This window comes from uncultured Halorubrum sp., from assembly GCF_937146585.1.
GTDB classification, from domain to species: Archaea; Halobacteriota; Halobacteria; order Halobacteriales; family Haloferacaceae; genus Halorubrum; species Halorubrum miltondacostae.
Genome location: NZ_CAKZRO010000091.1, coordinates 1 through 22,516, shown reverse-complemented (window position 1 = coordinate 22,516; position 22,516 = coordinate 1). Strand labels below are relative to the sequence as shown.

The following is a 22,516-nucleotide window of genomic DNA, read 5'->3' as shown; positions in this document are numbered from 1 at the left end:
AACGTCGGGGTTCGAGGCGGGGTCGTGCCCGACCGCGTCAGTCGTCGGCCGGGGCGCGCGGCTCCGCCGGGGGCTCGGTCTCCTCCGCCTCGCCCGCCGGCTCGTCGACCGCGTCGACGTCGGGGGAGTCGTCGAGTTCGTCCGCCTCCTCGGACCGGTGACGCGCCTGGACCTCCTCCCAGGTCATCGCCTCGTCGTAATGATGGCACATGACAACGAATAGCAAGGGTTAGCCACACGTAAACCTTACGCCGAATCGAAGCGGAGAGCGGTTCTCGCGGGCGATTACGCGTCGGCGTGCGGTTTGACCAGTACCTTGATCGCCTCGCGCTCGTCCATCATGCGGTACCCCTCGTCGACGTCGTCGAGGCCGACCGTCTCGGTGAAGATGGGCGCGGGGTCGAGGGTTCCCTGGAGCACGTCGTCCATCAGCTCCTCGGCGTACGCGCGGACGGGGGCGACCCCGCCCGCGAGCGTCACGTTCTGCCCGAACATGCCGAACACGTCGAGCCCCTCCTCCTCGACGCCGTAGGGGACGCCGACGTAGCCGATCGTGCCGCCGGGACGGACGGCGTCGATCGCGGTGTTCATCGCGCTCGCGGCGCCGACGCACTCCATCACGTGGTTCGGCCCGCCGTACGTGAGTTCGCGAATCCGCTCGACGGCGGCCTCGCCGCGCTCGGAGACGGTCTCGGTCGCGCCGAACTCCTCGGCGAGTTCGAGCCGGTCCTCGTGGTGGCCGACGGCGACGATGCGCTCCGCGCCGAGCCGCCGGGCGGCGAGGACGCCGCAGAGTCCGACCGCGCCGTCGCCGATGACGGCCACGGTGGAGCCCTCCTCGACGCCCGCGCTGACGGCCGCGTGGTGGCCGGTCCCCATCACGTCGGTCAGGGGGAGCAGCGAGCGGAGCGTGTCCTCGTCGTCGGCGTGGCGGTCGGGCACGCGCACGAGCGTCCCGTCGGCGTGGGTCGACCGGACGAACTCGCCCTGGCCGCCGCCGTTGTCGCCGCCCCACGAGTCGCCGTTCTCGCAGGAGGTGTGGAGCCCCTTCCGGCAGAACTCGCACTCGCCACAGGAGATGGCGAAGGGCGCGAGCACCCGGTCGCCCGGGGCGACGGAGGTGACGTCGTCGCCGACCGCCTCGACGATCCCCATCGGCTCGTGGCCGACCGGCGAGCCGGGGTCGCGGTCGCTGTCGCCGCGGTAGAACCACAGGTCGGAGCCGCAGACCGCGGTGTGGGTGACGCGGACGATCGCGTCGGTCGGTGCCTCGATCTCGGGTCGGGGTCGCTCTTCGACGCCGATCTCGCCGGGAGCGTTGAACACGGCAGCGCGCATGCTATCCGCTTCCGGCGCGCGCGGCAAAAATGAGTGGGTGACGGAACCCGTTCGGGCGAGAATCGACCGCCCGATCAGCCGGCCGTTCCGTTCGCGGGCGGCTGACCGGGGCCCGGCGGCCCCGTCGGTCCCGACGCCCCGCCGGAGCCGGGCGGCGTCCGGTCGTTCGTCACGAGGAAGTCGGCGAGGTTGCCGATCAGCGCGTCGTTGTCGGCGCGCCTGGCGTTGTCCGGCGACAGGAAGTCGCTGTCGCCGATCGCGACGACGTCGTCGTCGCGGACCACGAGCGGGGCCTCCGTCGACGCGCGCGTCGTCGAGAGCTCGCTGCCCGCGATCGGCCGCAGCACGTCGCTGCCGGTCGCGGTCGTGCCGACGGGCGTCGCGGACGGGAACATCGCCCGGTCGACCCCCTCGGTGAGGAGCGTCTCGCCGGTCGGCTCGGCGTAGACGCGCTGGTAGTTCAGGTCGTTCTCCTCCATGTTGTACACGTAGCCGGACTCGGTCGTGACGCCGAGCGTCGCGTCGAGCGACGCCGCGCCCGGCTCCGAGTACGCCGCGTCGGGCTCGGTCGCGAGCACGACGTGGCCGCCGGAGTCGACGAACGACTCGATCGCGTCGAGCTCGTCCGGCTCGTAGTCGGTCCGGAACGTCACGAACGCGTCGGCCTCGGCGAGCCGCTCGCCGAGCTGCGTCGGCGGGTCCGCGCCGGGCGGCGCGGGGCGCCGTTGCCGGTCCGGGTCGGGGACGTACACGCCGACCTCGTGACCGTTCTCGATGAGCGCGTTCGCCAGCGGCCGGATGTCGCGGTCGGCGACGCTGCTCCCGCCGAGCCCGAGGATGGCGAGGGGGAACGCCCCGCCCGGGCTCGTCGGCTCCACGCCGGGGTCGACGAGGACGGTCTGGGAGCGCGCCGTGGCGTCCATCTCGACCGTCGCCTGCCCGGGCGTGTCGTTCGCGATCAGGTCGGGGTTCTGGTAGTGGTCGTTCTGGATCTCCGGGGCAGGCGCCGCGCCGTCGGCGGTCACGTAACCGGTGAGCGCCGCGCCGCCGGTGACCGCGGCGAGCGTCACGACGAACGCCGCCGCGAGCGTCGGGAGTCGGCTCACGCGCCGACACCCCCTGCGAGCCGCCCGGTCGCGTTGCCCGTCGCGCCGCCGGGCTGCGTCGGGTCGCCGGTCCGGAGGTCGGTCTCCGAGAACCGCTCGATCGTGTCGACGTGCGGGACGGCCGGCCAGTGGACGTAGGTGAGCCCCATCGGCTCGACGTCCGCGTAGCCGGGGTTGTTCGCGTAGATCGCGACGACCTGCGTGTCGGTCCGGACGAGGAAGGGGAGCCCGGAGAGGCCGCCGGTCTCGCGGGTGTCGACGGTGTACTCGCCGAGCTCCTCCGCGGTGGCCGCGGCGTGGATCGCCTCGTTGAGCGAGCCGATCTCGTCGGCGAAGCCGTTCTGGACGGCCTCGGTGCCGAGGTAGACCTGCGCCTTCGCGACCTCCTCGCGGGGCATCTGGAACTCCTCGCCGCGCTCCGCCATCATCGCGTCGACGAAGGTGTCCGCGAGCGTCTGCTGTGCGGCCCACGTCTGCGTCGGGTTGCTCCCGGCCTTGTCCGGGCCGCTCGGACCGAGGGGCGTCGACGTCGTCCGGGGCGCGGGGGCGTTCAGCCCGATGCTGCCGACCGTCGACGTCGGCAGCACGTAGATCTCGTCCGCGGGCGCCATCGCGTAGTAGCCGCCCGAGGCACTGATCGACTGGACGCTCGCGATGACGGTCATGTCCTCGCTCGTCCGCTGGACCGCCTTGTACATCCGCTCGGAGGCGACGGGTGCGCCGCCGGGCGTGTCCAGCTTGAGGACGACCGCGCCGACGGAGTCGTTGGCGCGGACGTCCGCGAGTTCGCTCTCGACGTCGTCGGCGAGGGCCGTGGTGACGGGGCCCTCGATCTCGACGACAGCGACGGTATCACTGGGTTCGTTGGTCGCCGCGTACACGCTCGGAGCGAGCACGGCGCCGACCAGAGCCGCGGCCAGCACGACGACAGCCAACTGCTGTCGCGACGTGAGGGCCGTGGAGGGCTTGTCTGCTGACATCGCCGTTTGATATGAGCGATAACTGTATGATAAAAACAACGAATGCGAGCCGACGAGACCGCGGACGAGGGGCCGGCGGGACGGTTGAGCGACCGGCGAGACGCTTGAGGGTTGAGGAGACGACTGAACGAGCGACGGGGAGAGAACCGAGCGGCCGACGAACCGGGCGCCGACTACGGCTCCAAGACGACGCGGAACCGCGCCGCGTTGTCGGCCATTCGCTCGTACGCTGCGCTTACGTCCTCGAGCGCGTACGTCTCGACCTCCGGAGTGATGTCGCGGAGCGCGCTGAACTCGAGGGTGTCCTGCGAGTCGCGGGCGTGCCCCGATCCCCACCCCTCGACGGCCCCACGCGTGCCGACCAGCTGCTGGGCGTCGACCGACACGGGTTCGCCCGGGATGCCGGTGACGATCACCGAGCCGTCGATCCCGAGCCCGCCCACGACGGACTCGATGGCGTCGCTCGCGGGGGCGGTCGTGAGGACGACGCTCGCGCCGCCCAGCTCCGAGAGCCGCGCGGCCGGGTCCGCCTCGGTGGCGTTCACGAAGTGGTCGGCTCCGAGCTCCCGCGCGAGCGGCTCCTTGTCGGGACTGCGCGAGATCGCGACCGTCTCGTAGCCCGCGGCGTGCGCGTACTGGACCGCGAGGTGGCCGAGCCCGCCGACGCCGACGACGGCGACGAGGTCGCCGGCGCGGGCGTCGGAGTTGCGCAGCGCGTTGTACGTGGTGATCCCGGCGCACAGCAGGGGCGCGGCGTCGACCGCGTCGAGGGCGTCGGGGATCGCCGCCAGCGCCTCGGCCGGGACGGTCGCGTACTCGGCGTAGCCGCCGTCGAAGCTCAGGCCGGTGATCTCCGCGTTCTCGCACTGGAGGAACTGCCCGCGGCGGCACGGCTCGCAGGTGAAACAGTGGCCGCCGTGCCAGCCCGCGCCGACGCGTTCGCCTGCCTCCCACGCGTCGACGTCGTCGCCGACCGCGTCGACCGTGCCGGCGATCTCGTGGCCGGGCACGCGCGGGTAGTCCACGCCGGGGTAGCCCCCCTCGACGACGAACTCGTCGCTGCGGCAGATCCCGCACGCCTCGACCGCGACCCGGACCTCCCCGGGGCCCGGCTCCGGCACGTCGCGCTCGACCAGTTCGAACTCGGCTCCCGGCTCCGGAACGACCGCTGCTCGCATGGTGTCGGCCATATTGAACCGCTCCGGTCGAGACGGAAAAGAACCTGACGGCGACGGCGGTTCGGAGACGTTTCCGAACCTCGAAATGATAGGACGCTGAGAGAAAAGAACGCTTAAATTCGGCCGTCCGTCACCCGCGGATCGAACGATGGCGGGCAGACGAGACGCCGGCGCCCCGCCCGTCGGAGCGCCGGGAGCGGCGCGCAGTCGAACTGGGAACCCGAGCGGACCCGTGCGAGCGGGGAACTGGCGGATACGGGAGTCGAGTCGCCGGGTGGGCGCGGCGAGCCGATCGGTTGACGCGCGGAGGCGGGAGGCACGGGCCGCGCGCCGGACGCCGGGAGGGCCCGGACGGTGAGCGACGGAGCGACCCTCCGGATCGTCGACGAGGCGGACGACGACCCGAGCGGTGCGGTCCCCGCGCCGGTCCCGCCGGACGATCCCGAGGCGTGGTACGCGCCGGAGGTGCGCGCGCAGTACGAGGCGGCCCCCGGCGTCGTCGCCACCGTCCGCGAGCGCGACGGCGGGCGGTTCGGCTACGACGCCCGCGAGCCACCGCTGTCGGTCGCCGACGAGCGCGCGCTCGACCGCGTCCGCGAGCGCTTCTCCGCGGTGCGTCACCGCCGCCCGCTCACGCGGGTCGGAGTCGTCGAGCGCGCCGAACGGGGATTCGAGCCGAAGTACGGGGAGGCGATCGACAGGCTGGTCGACGCGAGCCCGGCCGCGCGCCGCCGGATCAACTACCACGCGTTACGGGAGTTCCGGCTGCTCGGCGAGCTCACCCCGATCGCCTTGGACGACCGGATCGCGGTCGCCGACGTGGGCGACGACCGCGAGTTGGTCGTCCATACCGAGACGTTCGCGCCGCTGGAGACCGGGATCGACGCGGACGCCGACTACGTCGAGCGGGTGGCCGCCGAGCGGCTCGCGCAGTACGCCGTCGAATTCGCCGGGATCGGGGTCGAGGTGGTCGTCTACCGCGAGCGGCTGCTCGGCTCGGACGCGTTCGAGACGAAGTACGCCGTGCTGGAGCCGGACCTGCTCCCGGGCGACGAGGCGCTCATCGAGGAGTGTAAGTCGCGGATCTGGGAGACGACCGTGAGCGACGTGATCGAGGACCGCGAGTCGTTCGTCGCCGCCCGCGCCCGCCGGTTCCTGTCGCGGCGGCTCACCGCGCGCAACACCCGCGCCTGGCTCGACGCCGCGGTCCACCGGGCGCGGGCCGCGCTCGCGGACCGGGGGATCGTCGCGCCGCCGGTCGACTCGCGGTACGCCCGCGACCGCCTCGACGACCTCGCGTACTACGTGTTACGCGACTTCGTCGGCGAGGGGATCCTGACGGTGCCGATCCGCGACCCGCACCTCGAGGACGTGGAGGCGAACCGCGTCGGCGAGCGCGTGAAGGTCGTCCCGCGCGCCTCCGTCCTCGAGGGCGCGGCGGGGGAGGAGCGCGGCTCCGAGGACGGCGCTCCCGCGGTCGGCTCGCGTATCCCGACGAACCTCGCGTTCGAGGACGAGACGACGTTCGTCGACGTCGTCACGGGGATCGCCGCCCGGGACGGGACGGAGCTCAACGCCTCGACGCCCTCGGCGAAGGTGAACCTCGAGCTCGACGGCGTGCCGCAGACGATCCGCTGTGCGGTGGCGCTCCCGGCCATCTCCGAGGGCGGACCGCACGTCTCGATCCGGAAGCAGCGCGCGGACGCGCTCACCCCGGTCGACCTGATCGAGCGCGGCACGCTGTCGGTCGACCTCGTGACGCTGCTGTGGCTGCTGTACGAACACCGCGGGGTGGTCCTCTTCGCCGGGCCGACCGGCGTCGGGAAGACGACGCTGCTGAACGCCCACGCGCCGTTCATCCCCTTCGACGCCCGACCCGTCTCGGTCGACGAGGGGTCGCGCGAGGTCCGGCTCCCCCACGAGACCGGCGTCTCGCTCACCACTCGCGACCACGAGGACGCCTACAAGTCGGTGGGAATGGCCGAGCTGATGACCGAGGCCAACTACCTCAACCCGGACGTCGAGGTCATCGCCGAGATCAACACCCCGGAGAGCTTCGAGACCTTCGCGGAGAGCCTGAACACCGGCCACGGCGTGATCGGGACGACGCACGCGGAGGACGTCGAGGCGCTGGCGAACCGCCTGCGAGAGCGCGACCTGCCCGCGCGCCTGCTGCGGGGGGTCGACCTCGTCGTCTTCCCGCGGCAGGTCGACGGCGACCGCTACGTCTCCCGGGCGATCGAGCCGCTCTCCGAGGCCGCGTACGACGACCTCGACCCTGAGGCGACGCGGAGCCCGACCGGCGACCCCAAGCGCGGCGGCGCGGGGATCGTCGAGGCCGGCGGGGAGTCCGTCCGGTACAACACCGTCGCGTGGCGCGACGGCGACGGGACGTTCCGGTTCCCCGGCGCGCCGGGCGCCGACGCGAGCCGCGCGGCGTCGAGCGCGAGCGCCGCGAACGACGGGGCGCGCGGCGCTCCCGGCGGCGACCCCCGAGTACGGGTCTTCGACCGGATCGCGAGCCGGACCGACCGCGACCGGGAGGCGGTGGCCGAGGAGTTCGCGTCGAAGCGCCGGTACGTGGAGTACCTCGTGCGCGACGGCGTCGACGAGCCGGACGCGCTCTTCGAGTTCCTCGCCGACCTGCGGACCGACGAGGCGGCGACCGTCGAGCGAGCCGCCCGGACGATGGACCGCGGGGACGGCGCGGATCGGGACGAGTCCGCGGAACGGAGGCGGCCGTGAGCCGGCGCCGGGCGAGCGAGGCGGTCGGGAGAGGCGCGGAGAATGCGAGCGCAGTAGGGACGGAGGTGGACGGTCCGAGCGCCGTCGGGGCGGACACGCCCGGACCAGGCGCGAACGACGCGGTCGATGACGGCGCCGTCGCGACCGGCGGCCGGCTGGCGGTCGTCGACCGCGTCTGTTACGCGCTGTTCGCGCGCCACGCGAGCGACCGCCGGCACGACGCCGACCGGAAGCGGTACCGCGGCACCGCGCTCGACACCGGGTTCGAGACGTACCTCGCGCGGGCGTACGGCCTCTCGTGGGTCGTCGCGGCCGCCGCCTTCGTCCCCTCGCTGATCGTCGCCGCGGGCGCGGCGCCGGCGGTGGCGGCCGCGGTGGAGGCGCGGTTCGGCGCGGCGCTGCTCTCGTCGGGCGCGACGGCCGCGCCGGCTCCGACGCCGGAGTCGGTCGGGCCGCTCCGCACCGACCGGGCCGCGCTGCTCGTCGCCTTCGGGGCCGCACTCCTCGCGAAGCGGGCGACCGTGGCGGCCGCCGGGCTCCACCTGCGGTGGGTGGTCGCGACCCGCCGCACGGACATCGAGCGCACGCTCCCGGGGGCGGTGCGCTACCTCGAACTCCTCTCTTCGGGGAGCGACGGGCCGCGGGCGATGCTCTGGAAGGCGGCCGACGGCGACGCCTACGGCGGCACCGCGACCTCGCTGCGGAAGGCGCTCAACGCCGCCCGGCTCGCCGGGAGTCTGGACGAGGGGCTCCGGCGGGTCGCCCGGGACACGCCCTCCCGGGAGCTGCTCGCGCCGTTCCTGCTCAAGTTCCGGAAGCACGCCGCGACGGGCGACGAGGCGCTCTCGGCGTTCCTCGCGACCGAGCGTCGGATGCTCTCGCACCGTCAGGACCGCGCCCGGAAGCGCGCGCGGCGGTTCCTCGAACTGCTCACGGAGCTGTTCGTCGCCGTGCTGGTGTTGCCGGCGCTCCTCGTCATCGGCGCGACCGCGCTGTCGGTCGTCATCCCCGAGCTGCTCCCGCCGGTCTCGACGCCGGTCGGCGTGGTGCCGACCCGCGCCGTCGTCCTCTACGGCGCGGTGGCGTTCCTCGTCGCGTTCGGGCTCGCGGCCGCGGTCGCGGTCGGCACGCTCCGGCCGCCGAGCCAGCGCGCGAGCTACGAGGTCCCCGGGAGCCCGCGGGCCGTCCTCGCCACCGCCGGCCGCAACCCCGCGAGCACGGCGACCGTCGCGGCGGGCCCGACCGTCGCCCTCGCGATCTGGCTCGCGCTCGCGGGGTACACGCTCGTCAACGTCGCCCTCGTCGGCTACGCCGCCTTCGCGGTCCCGGTGGGGCTCGTCGCCGCGCGTCGCACCCGGATCGACGACGCGAGGGACCGCGAGCTGGCCGACTTCGTCCACGCCGTCTCTGGCCACGTCGCGCAGGGGCGCCCGCTCGAGGCCGCGGTGGCGGCGGTCGCGCGCGACGTCGACCTCGGGGTCTTAGACGACGACGTCGCCGACCTCGCGTTCGCGCTGCGGTCGACGACCGCGCCCGAGGGGGCGGCTCGATCGAGGGGCGACTCCGCGGGAGGGTCGACCGCTGTCGACGTCCGGGGAGCCGCCATCGAGCGGTTCGTCGACCGCGTCGACACGCCGCTGGCCGCGCGGACGCTCGGGCTCGTCACGGGCGCGCTGGACGCCGGCAGCGACGCCGACGCCGTCTTCGAGACGCTCCGGATCGAGGTCGGGCGGCTGTACAGCGAGCAGCGCGCCCTGCGCTCGTCGATGCAGCCGTACATCGCCGTCGGCTGGGCCGCGGCGGTCCTCGTCGCCGGCGTCGTCGCGGTCGTGAACACGCAGGTCGTCGACGCCGCGCGGCTCGCGGAGATCGCCGCCGCCTCGGAGGCGGTGACGGAGCCGGAGGGGGTGTATCCCGAGTTGGAGCGCTTCCGGCTGTACGTCGTCACGCAGGCGACCGTGCTGGCGTCCGGCTGGTTCGCCGGCACCGCGGCCCGCGGGCGGTACGCCGCGCTGCTCCACTCGGGCGTGCTGGTGGCGTGCTGTTACGTGGTCTTCACCGTCGGCGGGTTGGTTTGAGGCGGAGTCGAGGTCCAGGTGGCCGCCGCGCCGACGCGAGGCTTTTCTACCGCGCCCACACAACACACGTCCATGGACGAGAAGACCGCCGACCTCCGCGACCTGTTCGTCGACGCGACCGGATCGGAATCGGTCACCGAGCGGCAGGACGCGGACCGCGGGACCCTGGTCGACCGCGACGACGAGGCGGTCGACGACGCGGTCCGCGACCTCGTCGCCGCGATGCGCGACCGGTACGGCTTCTCGACGCCGCTCGACGACGCCGCCTACGCGCTGGTCGCCCGCGGCCGGTTCGACGGCGCGGACGACGCGGCGGTCGCGACCGCGATCCGCGACGCGCTCGCCGAGCGGGAGGAGGGTGACGACGAAATAGACCCCGACGGGGTCGACGCCGAGACGGTCCGGAAGGCGCGGTTCGACCTCCACCTCGTCCGCGAGTCGGACCGCGAGGTCGACGCACACGGGAGCGACGGCGACGCGCCCTTCGCGTACGCCGACCTGAAGCGCCTGACTGCGGCCGGGAATTCGATCGTCGAGTGCGCCGAGAAGTTGGACGCCGCGCCCGACACGGTCGCCCGGTACGCCGCGGTGGCGCGCACCGACATCGCCTCCACGCGGGCGAACGACCGCTTCCGCGACGCGTTCCGCGACCTCCTCACCGACGCCGACATCGAGGGGTCGCTCGCGAGCGACGCCCGCGAGGACGGGCTCCGCGAGGCGACCGAGGACATCGAGACGGACGTGTCCCTATAAATGGTCTACGGCGGATTGGTGGCGTAGACCGCCAAAGCCCCAGCCGCTCGGCCATACGCGTACATGCGCTGATCGACGACGAACTCCTCCAAAGCCCCAGCCGCGAGGACTCGATGCGCTCGCTGCGGTCCTCAGCGCTCGCTACGTTCGCGCCTGCGGTCCTTGCGTCGCGCGTCTTCGTCCTCGCGACTGCCCCTTTGAGTCCCGCCCCGTACAGCACCGCACCTCACGCCTCCCCGGCCTCGTCGCCCGCCCTCCGCTTCGCTTCGGACGGCCGACTCCCTCGCGCGTGCGGTTCGCGCCCTGCGGGCGCTCACCGGCACGCGCCGTCGTTCATTTATATCCGATACCGCGGCCACCCCTCGCGTGACACTCGTTCCGTTCAGCGACCTGGCCCGCGCGGCGTACTGCCCTCGACAGCTCTACTACGTCCGACGCGACGACGAGCGGAGCGTCCCGCCGACGGCGCGCGAGCGGATCGACCTCGCCTTCCGGTACGACGAACTGGTTGACGCGCCCGACCGGACGCTCCGGAGGCTCCCCCTCCACCGGTCGCCGGCGTCCTACCGGCGGAATCTGGATCGACTGCGCGAACGCGACCTCTACGGGCGCCTCGTCGATCCCGCGACAGAACGGGGGTTCCTCTCGGGAAAGGACTGTCACGGGACCGTCCACAAGGTGTTGGAACCGAGGGAATCTGACGAGAGCCCGGGCGACGACGAAGAGGCCGGGCCGCCGCCGGTCCCGACGCTCGTCTCGTCGGGCGAACCGCCGGAGAACGGCGTGTGGGAGCCGCAGGCGGCCCGCGCGGTGGGGATCGCGAAGGCGCTGGCGTGGGAGCGGGAGCGCGAAGTCGAGCGCGCGCTGGTCGAGTATCCCGCGGTCGGGGTCGTCCGCGAAGTCCGGCTGACGACTCGGAAGAAGGCGGCGTACCGCGAGGCGCTGCGCGCGGCGCGATCGATCGACGGCCCGCCGCCGCGCGTGGACGACGACCGCTGTGCGCCCTGCGACTACCGCGGGGAGTGCGGGACGCGCCGGCGGTCGGTCCGGTCGCTGCTGGGATGAGGCGACCAGCCGAGAGATCCTCGGCGATCCCCCGGGCCGCGCCGACGATCGCTCGGCCATACCTGACGCGACCCGGCAGTTTATCCGTGTGTGCGTCGTTCGCACGGGTACGAATGACGCGAGATACTCGCGATCGTTCGGAGGATAGAGGAAGTCGCCTCGCGGCGGCTGGCCGCGAAATTCTCCGACGATAACGACTCCGGGGCACGACCGCCCCGCGGCGGCACCGACCCCGAGACCACCGCAGAGCCGACGGACCCCCTTTTGACCCGAACACCACTCACCGACCTCGACGAGGTACAGCTACTCGACACCACCCTGCGCGACGGCGAACAGATGCCGGGCGTCTCCATGACCCCCGGCGAGAAGGTCGACGTCGCCCGCGAGCTCGACGACGCCGGCGTCCACCTGATCGAGGCCGGCTCGGCGTGCACCTCGGCGGGCGAGCGCGAGGCGATCCGCCGCGTCGCCGACGAGGGGCTCGACGCGACGGTGACGAGCTTCGCCCGGGGGGTCCGGGCCGACGTCGACCACGCGCTCGACTGCGGCGTCGACGGGGTGAACCTCGTGGTCCCCGCCTCCGACAAGCACGTCGAGACGAAGGTGGGGTCGACCCGCGACGCGGTCGTCGAGACGACCGTCGAGCTCGTCGAGTACGCCAAGGACCACGGCCTGTGGGTCGAGGTGCTCGGCGAGGACGGCTCGCGGGCCGACCTCGACTACCTCGAACGCCTGCTCGGGGCCGGGCTCGACGCCGGCGCGGACCGGATCTGCTACTGCGACACGGTCGGCGCGGCCGACCCCGAACGCACCGCCGAAGTGGTCTCGCGGCTCGCCGAGCTCGGCCCGACGAGCCTCCACACCCACGACGACCTCGGGTTCGGGCTGACGAACGTCCACGCGGGGCTGAGGGCCGGCGCCGACACCGTCCACGGGACCGTCCTCGGCGTCGGCGAGCGCGCGGGCAACGTCGCGCTCGAGGAGGTCGCCATCGCGCTCGGGCGGTCGTACGACGTCGACACCGTCGAGCTCTCGCGGCTCTACCGGCTCTGCCGGGCCGTCTCGGAGGCCACCGGAGTCGCGCTCCCCCCGAACAAGGCCGTCTGCGGGGCCAACGCCTTCGCCCACGAGTCCGGGATCCACACGGACGGCACCCTGAAGGACGGGACGATGTACGAGCCGTACCCGCCGGAGACGGTGGGGCGAGAGCGCCGGCTCGTCCTCGGCAAGCACGCCGGGCGCGCCGGGGTGAAGGCGGCGCTCGCGGAGCACGACGTGGCGGTCGACGAGGACGAGCTGCGAGAGGTCGTCGCCCGCGTCAAGGAGCTCGGCGAGCGCGGGAAGCGCGTCACCGACGCCGACCTGCTGGCCGTCGCGGACGACGTTCGCGGGCGCGAGCGCGAGCGCCGCGTGGAGCTCGTCGACCTCTCGGCGACTTCGGGGGGGAACCTCCCGACGGCCTCGGTGCGGCTCCGCGTCGGCGACGACGAGCGGGTCGCCTCCGGCACGGGCGCCGGGCCCGTCGACGCCGGGCTGGAGGCGGTCCGCACGGCGCTCGGCGGCGACGACGGCGAGCGCGGCGAGGGGGTCGCCTTCGACCTCGACTCCTATCACGTCGACGCGATCACGGGCGGCACCGACGCGGTCGTCACCGTCGAGGTCGACCTCTCGCGGGGCGACCGCTCGGTGAGCGTCTCGGCGTCGGACGCGGACATCACCCGCGCGAGCGTCGTCGGGATGGTCGACGGGCTCGACCGCCTGCTGGCCGCCGAGGCGGACGCGGCGGACGCCGACCCGGGCGCCGTCGCCGACGACTGAGCGCGCCGGCGTCTGACGAGGTTTTTATTCGAGGGCGGTCGAACGTCGGGTGTGAGCGTCGTCGTCGCGATCAAGCCCTCGGCCCGCAAGCGGAACGCGAAGGTGGGGCGGCTCGTCTTCGAGGACGGCCCCCGCCACGCCTTCGAGAGCCGGGCGGCCGCCGAGCGGTGGGCCGACGACCTGTCGGCCGGCGACGGCCATGTCTGGGTGGCGAGCGCGCACCCCCGCGACGACGGCGACGCGGACTGCTACCTCGTCTCCCGGGCGACGAACGCGAAGCTGGAGGCCGCCTACGACAAGCGCCGGCGGCGGCTCAGGGGCGACACGGGCTCCGAGCAGGAGTCGCTCGGCGGCGAGCCGTAAGAGCGGGGTTCGAGGCGACCGCGGCGGCTACGACGACTTCTCTCCCGGCGTGGGGTCCGATTCGGCGCCCGATTGCGGGTCGGGGGTGGGTTCGGGATCGGCGTCCGGTCCGGAGCCACGCGCGTCCATCATGTCCGCGGCGCGGGTCGCCCAGCCCGAGTAGCGGAACCCGGCGGCGACGACGAGCGCCATCCACGCGTAGGCCGCGGAGACGCCGACGTACGCGCCCGTCGGCCCGAGTCCGAGCGTGCGCCCGAGCAGCCACGAGAGCCCGAGGAAGAGGCCGAACATCGCCGAGAGGCGCGCGACGAGGGGGATCCGCGTCTCGCTCGCGCCCTGGAGCGACCCGGAGAGCGCGGAGAAGCAGGCGAGGGCGGCCCCGGCGACCCCGTAGACGCGCGCGAAGTCGACCGCGGACGCGACGGTCGCGGCGTCGTCGGTGAACACCGGGACGATCCGCGGCGCGGCGACGACGAGCCCGAGACCGATCGTCCCGACCGTGAGCACGCCGAGCCCGGCGACCGCCCACCCGTTGAACCGCGCGGCCTCCGGGTCGCCCTCGCCGAGCGCCTGCCCGACGAGCACCGACGCCGCGACGTTGTACCCGCGCGAGAGCGGGCCGGTCACCTGCTGGTAGACCCGGCGGCCGATCTGGAAGCCGGCGTTGATCGTCTCGCCGAAGCCGAGGAGGAGCGCGTTGAACGGGAACTCCGCGATCTCGGAGCCGAACCCCTCCAGCACGCGCGGGGCGCTCACGATCAGGAGCTGCTTCGCGATGGTGAGGTCGCGCGGCCACGCGAAGTCCGCGTCGGTCCACGACCCCCAGATGGCGAAACAGAGCAGTCCGGCCGTGAGCACGTTCGCGCCCGCCGTCGCGAGGCCCACGCCGAGGACCTCCAGCCGCGGGAGGCCGAACAGCCCCAGGCCGAGGACGACGGAGCCGGCGATGTTGACGGAGTTGGCGGCGATGTTGACGTACATCGGCGTGCGGGTGTCGCCGGTCCCCTGGAGCGCGCGGGCCCCGACGAGGGCGACGTGCCGCGCCGGGGCGGTCGCGAAGACGACCGCGAGGTACGTCGAGCCGAGGTCGACGACCGCGGGCGAGGTGCCCTCGCCGACGAGGCGACCGAATACGTCGATCGCGAGCTCGCCGAAGAGGAACCCGAAGAGGACGAACGGGATCCCGGCGAGCGCGCCGAGCAGGATCGCCTGCGTCACCGCCTCGTCGCGGTTCTCCGCGGCGCCCGCGCCGGTGTCCTGCGACGAGAGCGCGATGGCGCCGCCGCCGAGCCCGAGCCCGATCCGCAGCGGGAACCGGGCGTACAGGTCCGCGAGCCCGATCGCGACGACCGCGGCCGGCGAGAACAGCGCGGTGACGAGGATGTCGGTCGTCCGCATCGCGGTGCGGAACGTCTGCTCGGCCATCACGGGCCACGCGAGCGAGAACACGCGCTTCCAGACGCGCCGCAGCCGCGGGAAGTCCATGCGTCGCCCCCGACGGTCGCCCGGGGTATTGATATACCGAAGCCGGTCGGCGTCGCCGGGACCCGACGCGGCGACGAGCGACGGGGTCGCCCGCCCCGACCGACGGCGTCGCCTCGATCGCGCCCGAACGTTGAAAGCCGCGAGCGACCCACGGACCCTATGGACGTCTTCGTGTACGGCACGCTGACCGAGCCGGACGCCGTCGCCGAGGTGGCGGACTCGTTCGTCTTCGTCGGCCCCGCGACGCTCACCGGCCTCCGGCTGGTGGAGGGGCGGTACCCGACGCTCGCGCCGGGCGGCGAGACCGCCGGGCGGCTCCTCCGGACGGAAGAAATCGACGCGCTCGACGCGTACGAGGACGTCGACGGCGGCCTGTACGTCCGCGAGACCGTGCCGCTCGACGCCCCGGCCGACTACCCGGAGGCCGCCGCGGTGTACGTCGGCGACCCCGACCGCCTCGACGCGGACGCGACGTGGCCGGGCGCCGGACCGTTCGGCGGACGAGTGCGATCGGTACTCGACGACCGCGACGTGCGGGTCCGGCTCACCCCCCAAGATCCCGTCTGACGGAGCGATGACGGCGGCGCAGTCGTGCGGTTACACTTTCACTCTGGTAGCCGCACCTTTTTGTATTCCCGTCGCCTCGTTTCACTCGCACGTCACACGCGTGCATTCCCCCCTTAGCAACCGCGAGCCGGTCGCTCGTCGATCCGCACCGGCGCGGCGGCCGCGACCGCCGTCGCTCCCGATCGCTCGCGCCCGACCGGAACCGATTAGCGGGCGGCGCGGCGACGGGGTGGCATGCTCAGTCTCGCCGACATCCGCGAGGCCCGCGAGCGGGTCTCGGACGTCGCCCGGCACACGCCGTTGGAGCGGTCGCGGTCCTTCTCCGAAATGAGCGGCGCGGACCTCCACCTCAAGCTGGAGAACTTCCAACGCACCGGCGCGTTCAAGATCCGCGGGGCGATGAACCGGATCCAGACGCTCTCGGAGACGGAGCGCGAGGCCGGCGTCGTCACCGCGAGCGCCGGCAACCACGCGCAGGGCGTGGCGCTGGCGGCCAGCCGTGCGGGCGTCGACGCCACCGTCGTGATGCCGAAGTTCGCGCCCGTCTCGAAGGTGAAGGCCACCCGCGGATACGGCGCGAGCGTCCGCTTGGAGGGCGTCGACTACGACGAGGCGCAGGCGTACGCGCACCAGTTAGAGCGCGACGAGGGCCGGACCTACGTCCACGCGTTCGACGACCCGGTCGTGATGGCCGGACAGGGGACGCTCGGCTTGGAGATCGTCGACGACTGCCCCGACCTCGACACCGTGGTCGTCCCGATCGGCGGCGGCGGGCTGATCTCGGGCGTCGCGGTCGCGATCAAACAACAGCTGCCCGACGTGCGCGTCGTCGGCGTTCAGGCGGAGGGCGCGGCGTCGGCCGCGAAGTCGCTGGAGGCGGGCGAAGTCACCGAGATCGACAGCGTCGACACGATCGCCGACGGGATCGCGACGCGGTCGGTCGGCGACCGGACCCTCGAGGTCATGGAGGAGTACGTCGACGAGGTCGTCACCGTCGACGACCGCGAGATCGCCTTGGCGCTCACGCTCCTCTTGGAGCGCGCGAAGACGCTCGTCGAGGGCGCCGGCGCGGTCGCGCTCGCCGCGGTGCTCTCGGAGGCGTTCGAGTACGACGACGGCGAGACGGTCGTCGCCGCGCTCTGCGGCGGTAACATCGACCTCAACCGCCTCGGTACCGTGGTCCGGCGCGGGCTCGTCCAGATGGGCCGGTACCTCAAGATCACCATCGACCTGAAGGACCGCCCCGGCGAGTTGGAGCGCGTCTCCAGCATCGTCGCGCGCACCGGCGCGAACGTGTACGCGGTCCACCACGACCGCACCTCCCGCGACGTGGCGGTCAACGCGGCCGAACTCGAACTCGAATTAGAGACCGACGACGCCGAACACGCCGCCGACATCGTCGACGCGCTCGAGGCCGAGGGGTACGACGTGGAGATCCTCTCGTAGCACGAACGACGCTATTTATAAACAAACGCGGCAGTGCGGTGGCGTGCGCCTGCGAGCGGCCGCCCTGGGCGGCCGCGAGCCAGCACGCGCGAGGGAGTCAGTCGCCGGAGCGAAGCGGAGGCGACTGACGAGGCTGGGGAGGCGTGAGGCGCGGTGCGGTCGCGGTCGGGTGGGACTCAAAGGGGCAGCCGCGAGGACGACGGCGCGCGACGCAAGCACCGCAGTGAGTGAGCGGAGCGAACGAACGAGGAGCGCAGCGAGCGCACCGAGTCCTCGCGGCTGGGGCTTTGGCGGTGTTCACCGTCGATCTACTGTCATCTATCTATAAGCGAGCGGCTGAGGCCCTGGAGGCGTTCACCGCCGGTGGGACAGCAGTCTCATGACGAGTTCGTGGAGTTGTCCGACCGTGCGGGCGCCGAAACGCTTCCGCTCACGCTCGTCGACCCGCCGAGGAGCGAGGAGTCCGAGTCGCCGCGCAGCGTCGTGACCGTCTCGCCGTCCTGTTTCACGATCAGGGTCCACGGATCGTCGCCCGCGGGAATCCGCATCGTGCCGTTGTAGCGGACGGCGCCCGAACACGACCGCGACGCGTTCCCCGCCTCCTCGATCGGGACGTCGAGGACGTAGGCGGACTCGTTCAGCCGTTCGAACCTCGGGCCGCCGACCGCGTGCGAGGAACTCGGCAGGGAGACGTTTCGAGCGTACGTTATCTCGGTGTTCGGACCGCCGGCGACCACCGAGGTCGAACCGTTGGCCGCGAACTCGTCGGGACAGCGGACCTCGTCGGTATCGAAGTGGAGCAGCGCCGGCGGGTCGCTCGCCCCGCCGAGGAGGCCGCCGGGCCCTCCCGACACGGGGCCGGCGAGGGCGACGGCGCTACCGGTCACGAACAACGCGAGCGCAGCGGCGACGACGACCAGACCGCGTCTGTTCATCACGTTTCGAACGACGGGAGAGGCGCAAATAGTACCGCGTATGACTCAAAGAGGAGTTTGCGTCACCGATCGCGTCACGGGGGTGGACGGAGCCGTCGAGACGGTGAATCGAACGCGTCGGAACCGACGGACCGCGCTTCAGTCGTCGGCGGCCGCGGCGTCGACCGCGCCCTCGTACAGCTCGCCGGCGCGCTCGCGCTCGGAGAGGTACTCGTCGGCGTCGAGCGCGGCCTTCACGCCCATGCCGCTCGCGGTGGCTGCCTGCTGGTAGTGGAAGTCGACCACGTCGCCCGCGCCGAAGAGGCCGTCGACGCCGGTGCGGGTCTGCCCGCCGCCGCGGCCGCCCTCGGTGAGGAGGTAGCCGTCGTCGTCGGTCTCGATGCCTGTCCCCTCGAGGAAGTCCGTGTTCGGCGTGTGGCCGATGGCGTAGAAGACGGCCCCAACGTCGAACGCGTACTCGTCGACCGCGTCGGCGGTCGCGGGGTCGTCGAGCTTCTCCTTGGGGTGGCCGTCGGGGTGCTCGACGAGCGTCACGTGGTCGATGCCGTCCTCGGGGGTGCCGTGGATCTCGGTGAGCTCGGTGTTGAGGAGGAGCTCGATATCGCCCTCCTCGACCGCGTCCATCGTGCGCTCGATCCACACGTCCTCGGCGCGGAACTCCTCGCGGCGGTGCGCGACGTAGACGGTGTCCGCGAACTTCGTCAGGAAGTTCGCCTCCTCCATCGCGGCGTCGCCGCCGCCGACGACGAGCATGTCCTCGTCGCGGAAGAACGCGCCGTCGCAGGTCGCGCACGTCGAGAGGCCGTACCCCATCAGCTCGTCTTCGCCGGGGACGCCGAGCGTCCTCGCGCTCGCCCCGGACGCGGCGATGACGGCGTCGGCGGTGTACACGTCGCCGTCGGAGAGCGCGACGCGGAAGTGCCCCGCGGGCTCCTTCGAGACGTCCTCGATGACGCCGTTGCGCGCCTCCGCGCCGAACTTCTTCGCCTGCTCTTTCATGTCGTTGATCAGGCCCGGGCCGGAGATCCCCTCGGGGAAGCCGGGGTAGTTCTCCACCTCGGTCGTCAGGGTGAGCTGGCCGCCCGGCTCGTCGCCCTCGATGAGCAGCGGGTCGTTGTTCGACCGCGCGGCGTATATGGCCGCGGAGAGGCCGGAGATACCGGTGCCGGCGATGACGAGTCGGCGGTGGTCGACGATGTCGTCGGTCATTACCCACAGTTGGCCGCCGCGTCCTATGTACGTTGCGACCGTTGCGCGATCCCCGCACGACCGCCCCACCGAACCGCCACGGACCCGTTCACCGAACCGCGACGAACACGCTCCGGTCGTCGGCGGGCCCGTAGCCGTCGGCGACGTCGACGTCGCCGAATCCCGCCCCGGCGAGCGCGTCGGCGATCCGCTCGTCCGCGAAGGGCGTCATCCGACGCCGGTCCGTGAACGGGTCGCCGTCGGGGGTGAACGTCACCGCCCGCCAGTCGAGGCGGCCGTCGTCGGTCGCGACGTGATGCGCGACGCGGACGTACTCGATCGCCCCGTCCGCGTCGCGGCCGACGTCGAGCCCGGGCCGGTTCCCGTCGGCCGGCAAGGGAGAGTTGTCGAAGACGAGGACCCCGCCCGGCCGGAGGCGGTCGCGGAGCGCGGCGAGCGCGGGGGCGAGGTCGTCCGGGGCGAGGTGGTTCACGACGCCGCGGATCGCGACGGCCGCGTCGAACGGACCGGCGTCGCCCAGGTCCGGATCCGGGAGGCCGGTTCGACGGAGGTCGACCGCGCCGCGGCCGTCGGTGGCTGACGCGGCGTCGGTCGCGGGTACGGCGGCGCACTTCTCCCGCGCGACCGCGAGCATCCCACCGTGGGCGTCGATCGCGGTCACGTCGATCCCGCGGGCTGCGAACCGGCGCGTGTGCTCGCCGGTGCCGCAGCCGACCTCCAGCAGGCGCGCTGGGTCGACGCCGCGGTCGGCGAGCGCGTCGCCGACGAAGTCGACGTCGCGGTCGTACGCCCAGTCGGACTGGATCGAGTCGTACAGGCGCGGCCGCTCGTCGTAGAGTCCGTCGGGCATGGACGGCGCGTCGGCGCCGAGAGACGTGTGTCTTCCGCCGGGGTGCGACGCGTTCGCACGCTCAGTCCGTGGGGAACTCCGGCGGGAGCCCGGTCGGTTGGGCGGGGGCGTCGTCGAGCGCCTCGAAGAACCGGCCGGCGACGAACGCCTCGACGACTTCGGGCAGCGACTCCGACTCGGAGACCTCGCTGAGGATCCCGAGCGGGACCTGCGCGCCGGCCATCGCGGCGTGCCCGCCGGCCGACCCGACGGGGTCGAGCGCGTCGCGCAGCAGTTCGCCCGCGTCGAGGTCGGCGCCGCGGGCGCGGGCGGAGCCGTAGATCACGTCGTCGATGTAGCCGTAGACGAACGTCACCGTCACGCCGTCGAGGTCGAGGAGCCGCTCCGCGGCCTGCGCGAGGGCGTCGCGGTCCGTGATCTCGCCGACGCAGGAGGCCGCGACCGACCCGCGCACGTCGCGGTTCTCGATGGCGGCCGCGAGGACGCGCAGCGTCTCCGGGCTCACGCTCGGGCTCTCGACGCGTTCGAGCGTCGACTCGTCGGCGTGCGCGAGCAGGTCGGCCGCCGCCTCGAAGTCGTCGATGGCGGTCGCGCGCGTGAAGTCCTTCGTGTCGATCCGGATCCCGTACAGGAGCGCCGTCGCGAGCTCGCGGTCCGGCGCGATCCCGTACCGCGAGAGGTACTCCGCGATCAGCGTGCTCGTCGCGCCGACCGCGGGCCGGATGTCGACGAACGACCCCGCGACCGGCCCCCGCGGCGGGTGGTGGTCGACGACGACGTCCACCGGGTGGTCCTCCGGGAGGCTGTCGTTGATCCCCGCCCGCGAGTGGTCGACCAAGGCGATCCCGGCGTACTCGTCGAGGTCGACGCCGTCGAACGAACGGAGGCCGATGTCGAGGAGGTTCACCAGCGCGCGGTTCTCCTGGTGGGCGATCTCGCCGCCGTAGCACGCGTCCGCGTCGACGCCGATCGACGCCGCGATCCGCGCGAGACCGAGCGCGCTCGCGATGGCGTCCGGGTCTGGGTTGTCGTGCGCGACGACCAGCAGCGGCCCGGAGAGCCCCCGCAGCGTCGCGAGCAGCCGGGCCGGCTTCTCGCCGCCGCCCTCGTCGGTCATGGACGCCCCCGCGTCGACCGCGGGCCTCCCGTCGACGCCGGACTCACCGTCGATCCCGACCGCCTCGAAGACGCGGTCGGCGACCGCCGCCGCGGGGTCGACCACGCGGTCGGCGACCGCCGCGACCGCCGCCCGCTGCTCGTCGGTCGGCGCCGTCCCGAGGTGCGCGACGATCATCGCGTCCGGGTACGTCGACCGAGCGGCGCGCGCGGCGGCGACGTTGCGCGCGGCGTCGTCGCTCGCGACCAGCACGACCGCGGCGCTGTCGGGATAGGTCGCGGGGTCGGTCGGGTCGGCCTCGACGGTGGCGACGTTGCGGTCGCGCAGCGTCGACACCCAACCGGTGTCGTCGGTGACCGCCACCAAGTCGTCGCGTGCGCCGCGCTCGTCGCGGGTGTGTTCGACGAGCGCGTTCCCGACCGCGCTACAGCCGAGCAGCAGGCGCCGGGTCATACCGGCGCGAGGGGATCGCGAGGCAAAACGCTGCCGTCGGCGCGGCACGGGGTCGCGGCCGGGCCGGGCGGGCACCGATGCCGGGTCACTCCGCGTCCTCCCCGTCGCGGAGCGCGCCGTTCACCGCGGCGGCGACGTCGACCGCCGCGCGGTTCTCGGCGACGTCGTGGACCCGGACGATGTCGGCGCCGCGGTCGGCGGCGAGCGCGGACCCCGCGACCGTCGCGTGCTCGCGGTCGTCGGCCTCGCGCCCGACCGCGCCGTACAGCGACTTGTGGGAGTGACCGACGAGGACCGGACAGCCGAGCGCCGCGAACTCGCCGCAGCGCGCGAGCAGTTCGAAGTCCTCCGCCGGCGACTTCCCGAAGCCGAGCCCGGGGTCGACGATGACGCGGTCGCGGTCGATGCCCGCCGTGTCGGCCATCGCGAGGCGCTCGCGCAGCGCGTCGACGGCCTCGCCGACCACGTCGTCGTACTCGGGGTCGGCGTCCGGGTCGACCGGCGCGTCGAGGCTGTGCATCACGATCACCGGGCAGTCGGCGTCCGCGACGACCGACCGCATCTCGGGGTCCTCCAACCCCGTCACGTCGTTGATGATGTCCGCGCCGGCGTCGAGGGCCGCCTCGGCGACCGCGGGCTTCCGGGTGTCGACCGAGACCAGCACGTCGCCGGAGCCGACCGCCGGCACGGACTGGATCGCCTCGATCGTCGGGACGACGCGCTCGATCTCCTCCGCGACCGGGACCGGGTCCGCGCCCGGTCGGGTCGACTCGCCGCCGACGTCGACGATGTCGACCCCGGCGTCGACCATCCGCTCGGCGCCCGCCACCGCGTCGTCGAGGTCGGCGTGCCGCCCCCCGTCGTGGAATGAGTCCGGCGTGACGTTGAGCACGCCCATCACGGCGGTCCGGTCGCTCCACGGGAACTCGGGGGCGGGCTCGTCGCCCTCGGAGCTCCGACCGCCGTCCGGCGCCTCGATCCCGGCGGCCGCGGCGAGGTCGACCGCCACGCCCCCGAGCCCCCCGCCGTC

At 73.2% G+C, this 22,516-nt stretch carries 19 protein-coding genes; 8 read left to right on the top strand and 11 right to left on the bottom strand.

What is annotated here, in order from left to right:
* Nucleotides 1-37: 37 nt before the first annotated feature.
* The 5 genes from Q0116_RS08085 to Q0116_RS08065 all read right to left on the bottom strand — a co-directional run bounded on the left by Q0116_RS08085 (nt 38) and on the right by Q0116_RS08065 (nt 4,602).
* Nucleotides 38-211 carry a hypothetical protein gene (locus tag Q0116_RS08085; protein WP_297886816.1) on the bottom strand — a complete coding sequence of 58 codons (174 nt, stop codon included), beginning with the start codon at nt 209-211 and terminating at the stop codon, nt 38-40.
* 74 nt (nt 212-285) lie between these two features.
* Nucleotides 286-1,338 carry a zinc-dependent alcohol dehydrogenase family protein gene (locus Q0116_RS08080; RefSeq protein ID WP_297886815.1) on the bottom strand — a complete coding sequence of 351 codons (1,053 nt, stop codon included), beginning with the start codon at nt 1,336-1,338 and terminating at the stop codon, nt 286-288.
* A gap of 74 nt (nt 1,339-1,412) precedes the next feature.
* Nucleotides 1,413-2,444, bottom strand: a complete 1,032-nt coding sequence (locus Q0116_RS08075) for a DUF4350 domain-containing protein (RefSeq protein WP_297886814.1) — start codon at nt 2,442-2,444, stop codon at nt 1,413-1,415.
* A complete protein-coding gene (locus tag Q0116_RS08070) occupies nt 2,441-3,424 on the bottom strand; it encodes a S49 family peptidase (RefSeq protein WP_049897738.1) in 984 nt (327 codons plus the stop codon). Before Q0116_RS08070 ends, Q0116_RS08075 begins: the two co-directional genes overlap by 4 nt.
* Before the next feature lie 173 nt (nt 3,425-3,597).
* On the bottom strand, nt 3,598-4,602 hold the full coding sequence (locus Q0116_RS08065; protein ID WP_297886817.1) for an alcohol dehydrogenase: 1,005 nt from the start codon (nt 4,600-4,602) through the stop codon (nt 3,598-3,600).
* Between the two features lie 354 nt (nt 4,603-4,956).
* On the opposite strand from Q0116_RS08065, the gene Q0116_RS08060 reads away from it, so the two are divergent.
* From Q0116_RS08060 to Q0116_RS08035, 6 genes are all read left to right on the top strand, one after another.
* Entirely contained in the window at nt 4,957-7,347 is a 2,391-nt protein-coding gene (locus Q0116_RS08060) for a type II/IV secretion system ATPase subunit (protein ID WP_297886813.1), read from the top strand.
* Nucleotides 7,344-9,425, top strand: coding sequence for a type II secretion system F family protein (locus tag Q0116_RS08055; RefSeq protein WP_297886812.1), 2,082 nt, complete (start codon nt 7,344-7,346; stop codon nt 9,423-9,425). Before Q0116_RS08060 ends, Q0116_RS08055 begins: the two co-directional genes overlap by 4 nt.
* A gap of 72 nt (nt 9,426-9,497) precedes the next feature.
* On the top strand, nt 9,498-10,178 hold the full coding sequence (locus Q0116_RS08050) for a hypothetical protein (protein WP_297886811.1): 681 nt from the start codon (nt 9,498-9,500) through the stop codon (nt 10,176-10,178).
* A gap of 366 nt (nt 10,179-10,544) precedes the next feature.
* Nucleotides 10,545-11,243: a hypothetical protein gene (locus Q0116_RS08045; protein WP_297886810.1), complete on the top strand. Its 699-nt coding sequence runs from the start codon at nt 10,545-10,547 to the stop codon at nt 11,241-11,243.
* A 264-nt stretch (nt 11,244-11,507) separates the two neighbouring features.
* Nucleotides 11,508-13,061 (top strand): alpha-isopropylmalate synthase regulatory domain-containing protein, encoded by a 1,554-nt coding sequence (locus tag Q0116_RS08040; RefSeq protein ID WP_297886809.1) that lies wholly within the window; start codon nt 11,508-11,510, stop codon nt 13,059-13,061.
* 51 nt (nt 13,062-13,112) lie between these two features.
* Nucleotides 13,113-13,424 carry a hypothetical protein gene (locus Q0116_RS08035; protein ID WP_006111676.1) on the top strand — a complete coding sequence of 104 codons (312 nt, stop codon included), beginning with the start codon at nt 13,113-13,115 and terminating at the stop codon, nt 13,422-13,424.
* 27 nt (nt 13,425-13,451) lie between these two features.
* On the opposite strand, the gene Q0116_RS08030 is transcribed toward Q0116_RS08035, so the two are convergent.
* A complete protein-coding gene (locus Q0116_RS08030; protein WP_297886808.1) occupies nt 13,452-14,909 on the bottom strand; it encodes an MATE family efflux transporter in 1,458 nt (485 codons plus the stop codon).
* A 159-nt stretch (nt 14,910-15,068) separates the two neighbouring features.
* On the opposite strand from Q0116_RS08030, the gene Q0116_RS08025 reads away from it, so the two are divergent.
* A complete protein-coding gene (locus Q0116_RS08025; protein WP_297886807.1) occupies nt 15,069-15,476 on the top strand; it encodes a gamma-glutamylcyclotransferase family protein in 408 nt (135 codons plus the stop codon).
* Nucleotides 15,477-15,710: 234 nt separating this feature from the next.
* Nucleotides 15,711-16,922, top strand: coding sequence for a threonine ammonia-lyase (ilvA, locus tag Q0116_RS08020; protein WP_297886806.1), 1,212 nt, complete (start codon nt 15,711-15,713; stop codon nt 16,920-16,922).
* A 377-nt stretch (nt 16,923-17,299) separates the two neighbouring features.
* On the opposite strand, the gene Q0116_RS08015 is transcribed toward ilvA, so the two are convergent.
* The 5 genes from Q0116_RS08015 to folP form a co-directional block, all read right to left on the bottom strand.
* Nucleotides 17,300-17,857, bottom strand: coding sequence for a hypothetical protein (locus tag Q0116_RS08015; RefSeq protein WP_297886805.1), 558 nt, complete (start codon nt 17,855-17,857; stop codon nt 17,300-17,302).
* 138 nt (nt 17,858-17,995) lie between these two features.
* A complete protein-coding gene (locus tag Q0116_RS08010; protein ID WP_297886804.1) occupies nt 17,996-19,066 on the bottom strand; it encodes an NAD(P)/FAD-dependent oxidoreductase in 1,071 nt (356 codons plus the stop codon).
* An 88-nt stretch (nt 19,067-19,154) separates the two neighbouring features.
* A complete protein-coding gene (locus Q0116_RS08005) occupies nt 19,155-19,916 on the bottom strand; it encodes a bifunctional 2-polyprenyl-6-hydroxyphenol methylase/3-demethylubiquinol 3-O-methyltransferase UbiG (protein ID WP_297886803.1) in 762 nt (253 codons plus the stop codon).
* A gap of 61 nt (nt 19,917-19,977) precedes the next feature.
* Complete coding sequence (locus tag Q0116_RS08000; protein ID WP_297886802.1) at nt 19,978-21,486, bottom strand: bifunctional oligoribonuclease/PAP phosphatase NrnA; 1,509 nt, start codon at nt 21,484-21,486, stop codon at nt 19,978-19,980.
* Nucleotides 21,487-21,571: 85 nt separating this feature from the next.
* Nucleotides 21,572-22,516, bottom strand: a 945-nt coding sequence (gene folP / locus Q0116_RS07995) for a dihydropteroate synthase (RefSeq protein ID WP_297886801.1), incomplete at its 5' end; no start/stop codon positions are given.